Below are 3,968 nucleotides of genomic sequence, written 5' to 3'. Positions count from 1 at the left end.
TCGAATCAGATGCATGTCGTTTTTCGCATCTTGATTGCCAAGTTAAATTAGGCAACAAGTTGCCCAGGGCGGGCAAGATCTTGCCCAGCGGGCAAGAAGTTGCCTAATTATCATTTGGTGTGGGCGTCGGTCTGAGTGGGCTGGCTTGCGTTACACAACGGCTGCACTTGATATCCGGTACGACTAAGGAAGAGGCAGTTGCGGGCTAACGGTAGACGGGCAGGGAGTGTGCAGGCGAGTTTCGTTAAGGTATGATTTGGCTAATTGAATCAGGGTATAGCTTGGTAGTGACATGGAAAGACACTGCATTTCCCCTCGCCCTGACTGGTGCATGCTGGCGGAGTCGCTGGGCTTTCATTTTCATTCTGCCGAAGGCGTTCCTTATTGGGACGAGAGCGTGTTCTATGGCTTTTCGTTACGCCAGATCGAAGCAGACATTGAAGAGCCGACTGGCGAGATCGAATCTCTGTGTATGGACTTGGTGGATGAAATCGTCAGGAGTGAGTACTTGCTTCGACGAATGGCTGTGCCCAATGCGCATTGGGAAATGATTGCTACAAGCTGGAAGCGGCGTGAGCCGGCACTTTATGGGCGCATGGATTTGAGCTATGACGGGAAGGCGCCAGCTCGGTTCTACGAGTATAACGCCGACACACCCACCTCCTTGTACGAGGCAGCTTTTTTTCAGTGGCTTTGGCTAGAACAATCTCGTGAGCGAGGTACTTTGCCACTTGCGGCTGACCAGTACAATATCATTCAAGATGCTTTGGTTAAGCGTGTCGCTGAGATTGGCGATCAGACACAGCCTTTTCATGTTGCTTGCTGTGCGGGGCATCTCGAAGATATGGCGACTGCTACCTACCTTGCCGACTGTATCGCTCAGGCTGGTATGACTCCTGTACTTACCTACATTGATGATATTGGGCATGGCAAGGAAGGTTTTGTCGATCTGTCGGAGGCGCCGATTTCACAATTGTTCAAACTCTATCCTTGGGAGTGGATGTTCCAAGAAGACTTTTCATGTCATATTGGGTCCGGAAGGACTCGCTTCATTGAGCCGGCCTGGAAAAGCTTGCTGTCTAATAAGGCAATATTGCCTCTGCTATGGGAGCGCCACCCCGGGCATCCCAACCTGATTCCCGCTTGCTTTGCCGATACACCACAGAGCGATATGCTTGGCACTCGTTGGGTTCGCAAACCTTTCTTCTCCCGGGAGGGGGCGAATATCAATGTAGAGACATCGGCGGGAATAGTCGAAGCGATTGAAGGCCCCTACCGAGAGGGGCCTCAAATTCTCCAGGCTTGGTGCCCTCCCCCGGATTTTGGTGGGTTATACCCTATCATTGGGAGCTGGCTGGTTGGTGGAAAGCCGGTGGGCATGGGAATAAGAGAAGATCAAAGCCCTATTACGCAAGACCGATCACGCTTCATACCGCATGCCATTATCGAGTGAGGCGTTGACCGCGGCCATGGCTCGATTTGGCAGTTGCCATTGAAACCAGTATTCAGTCAGCCGAAGGGTCAGCCAAGTTCCCAAAAGGAGGAGGTGAGAAACAAAAAAAGCTGACAGGCTTTCGCTTGCTATAAGTATTACTATGAGAATTATTTCAGGTACTGCTAGGAACATCAAAACCGTCCCCCACTCTATCTTGCGGGTCAGTATCTCTTTGAGTGATACGGGGCGCTTCGTTTCTATGGCGTCAAGTCGCTCCCAGCCCATGTTGGCGAGATCCTCGCGATTGGCAGGAAGAGACCACTCTATCATCTCATTTTTTTCCGCTGATGGTCTGGAGTTGGCCATAAGATCGACCTCTTCGCCGCTGTTGACATGAAGCAGGCGGCTCTCGTCGGGAAAAAACAAATAAACGTTATGGTGCAGGCCGAGCTGTCCTGTCCAAGCCATGTAGCATGCCCATGCTACAGCCCAAGTCAAGAGCATCAGGTTGAAGTTGCTGAGAGGCCAAAGTGGGATGAGAAGGGCTGCTTGGCTAATCAGGCAGATGCTGATTAGGATTGGAGTGCCAAAACCAATCATTAAAGGCAGCAGTGGGGACGCTCTGCCAAGAAGTACGGCAAATCTACGATGATCGTCCTTGGCAATGACTGCTATTTCTTGTTTCATCTGATATCCAATCTTATCAGTATAAGACCCCAGTGCTCGCTTTCCCAAACTGTCTCTTCGGAGGCGAGCGTCGACTTTTGTGCCAATACAATGGCATGTGGTCTCCCATTCAGCATAAGAGACTCCAGTAGAAGTACAGGGGTCGGTGGGGATTCGTAGCTGATTCGTTGCATAGTCGGCATGCCGGCGACCCCTTTGACGACTGCGGGCCATTCGCGCTCTTCCATCCAGCTTTGCCACGTGCCGAGGCCAGCCAGGCGGTTGTCACGCAGCAACAAGCGACCTTCTTGATCAAGAGCCATTAGTCCTGGTGGCCACGATGATGGGAGGTCAAACTCCAGATCATCAAGGTCATGAAGATCGAGCGCCTCCAAGGCAAGCCATGCTTCTTCGATGGCTCTTAATTCTGCTGCTGTAGCATGCGTGAAGGTGCGAAACGAAGAATTACTGCTCGATGTTCGCTCCTTGTCTTGGCGTACGGGCTGCCTTCTACCATATTCCCAACGCTCGGCTTCGAGTGCCACGACTTCGCCGGTTTGCCACTCATCGTCTCGGTGCTCCCAGACTACCCAGGTTCTTCGGTTGCGAAGATTGGGGGCCAAAAGGGTAGGATTGTTGTCGAAGCAGGTTGTCATCGCAAGAGTGGTAGGAGCGGGAGAAATGAGCCGAGGGGGCCCACATCCCGCCAAACCAAAGCCGGACCATGAGTATTCACGCGAACCGTTGAAGCTCCGCACCATCAATGTTTCCGGTGAGCTCTCGAACCGTTGTCGTAACTGCTCGGTCAAGGTGCCGGCTGAGTTATTACGAGACGATGTTGTATTTGCTTCAGCTGAGCTAAGGCCAAGGGTTATCCATGCAAGCATGGCGCAGAATATGATGATGCGAATCGGCATACGCTTGATCATCCCGCTGCCCGTGCCATTGAATTCCGGGCGACGGCACCAAATCCCCCCCTTGTGACAGCGCCGCTGGATGCCGATGCGCGGCTGTGTGAGTTGGGGTCGAAGGCCTGAGCGATATGAGGGCCTGCCCGGGAACTGAGGAAATGGCGATGCAGGCGCTGCTCTCTGGTATTGCTTTTCCCTAAGTGATGGCCTTGGTTGGTAAAATAGTACCAACCACCAAGATAGCCGGAAGAATTCCCGCCGCTTAGTGTCTGTGAAGAGACGCCATAAATGGGCTGTAAATCAGTGTCGGAAATATCCTGGAAGGACTCGATAGTGCCTTCCTCCACCCGTCTTAGCAAGGTGGTGCTAGCCATGAAACCTGATGGCTCCGGACGTATAAAGCTGTCGGCACCCATTTGGCAACTGACTACCGTTTCTGGTGTACACCATTGCCCGATCTCACAGCCGTCCCGGGTCATGACAAAGTCAGCTTCGCATGCCTCTAATTGAGAATAGGTTGGGGCCAGCTTTTCATTGCGGCCAAGAGCCTCGGCTTGCAATGCCTGGCAAGCAGCCTGGGGCAGGGCAGTGCCGTTGGCGCATTCTTCTACCGAGCTAAAAAGCCGCATGTCCTTGTGTAGCGGGTCCCAGCTGTAAATTACAATTGGAGCCACGCCCATCAAGGTCAGAGTGAGCAGTGAGACACGCTTTTGCTGCTTGGCTAACGAAGTGCGTCTATAAGAGTCTGAGGAAACACTGGGTTCCGATGCGTCTGACGTCGCCACGCTAATCATCCTTGTCGAAGATAGATGTTGTCTTACACGCCGCGACGCCAGCGCTCGAAAGGAACGCTGGCGTCGCGGTGCGCACCGTCGCTCCCGCCCGGCGAGCCGGCGGGCGGGAGCGAGGACGAGCCGATCAGGCTTCGGACGGGGCGCGCCAGTCGTCGGAACCGG

Annotated in this window: 4 protein-coding genes; 1 reads left to right on the top strand and 3 read right to left on the bottom strand. The window is 53.5% G+C overall.

Annotated elements, in window-relative coordinates:
* Positions 1-331 precede the first annotated feature (331 nt).
* A complete protein-coding gene (locus tag ACUY1T_RS21920) occupies positions 332-1,453 on the top strand; it encodes a glutathionylspermidine synthase family protein (protein ID WP_446025686.1) in 1,122 nt (373 codons plus the stop codon).
* Here ACUY1T_RS21920 and ACUY1T_RS21915 read toward each other — a convergent pair.
* From ACUY1T_RS21915 to ACUY1T_RS21905, 3 genes are read right to left on the bottom strand one after another with little or no spacing between them, the layout of a single operon-like run.
* Positions 1,421-2,122, bottom strand: coding sequence for a hypothetical protein (locus ACUY1T_RS21915; protein WP_446025685.1), 702 nt, complete (start codon positions 2,120-2,122; stop codon positions 1,421-1,423). The two genes, ACUY1T_RS21920 and ACUY1T_RS21915, sit on opposite strands and share 33 nt — an antisense overlap.
* Positions 2,119-3,030, bottom strand: a complete 912-nt coding sequence (locus tag ACUY1T_RS21910; RefSeq protein WP_446025684.1) for a hypothetical protein — start codon at positions 3,028-3,030, stop codon at positions 2,119-2,121. The genes ACUY1T_RS21915 and ACUY1T_RS21910 overlap by 4 nt, the downstream gene beginning before the upstream one ends.
* Positions 3,027-3,797 (bottom strand): DUF1190 domain-containing protein, encoded by a 771-nt coding sequence (locus ACUY1T_RS21905; protein ID WP_446025683.1) that lies wholly within the window; start codon positions 3,795-3,797, stop codon positions 3,027-3,029. The genes ACUY1T_RS21910 and ACUY1T_RS21905 overlap by 4 nt, the downstream gene beginning before the upstream one ends.
* Positions 3,798-3,968: the final 171 nt, after the last annotated feature.

The sequence above is a fragment of the Billgrantia sp. Q4P2 genome, assembly GCF_052806135.1.
This window is presented reverse-complemented; position numbering and strand designations above follow the sequence as displayed.

Bases quoted from the DNA above. Each gene is read 5' to 3' on its own strand.
- ACUY1T_RS21915 (WP_446025685.1), bottom strand. From the start codon at position 2,122: ATGAAACAAGAAATAGCAGTCATTGCCAAGGACGATCATCGTAGATTT.
- ACUY1T_RS21920 (WP_446025686.1), top strand. From the start codon at position 332: ATGCTGGCGGAGTCGCTGGGCTTTCATTTTCATTCTGCCGAAGGCGTT.
- ACUY1T_RS21910 (WP_446025684.1), bottom strand. From the start codon at position 3,030: ATGATCAAGCGTATGCCGATTCGCATCATCATATTCTGCGCCATGCTT.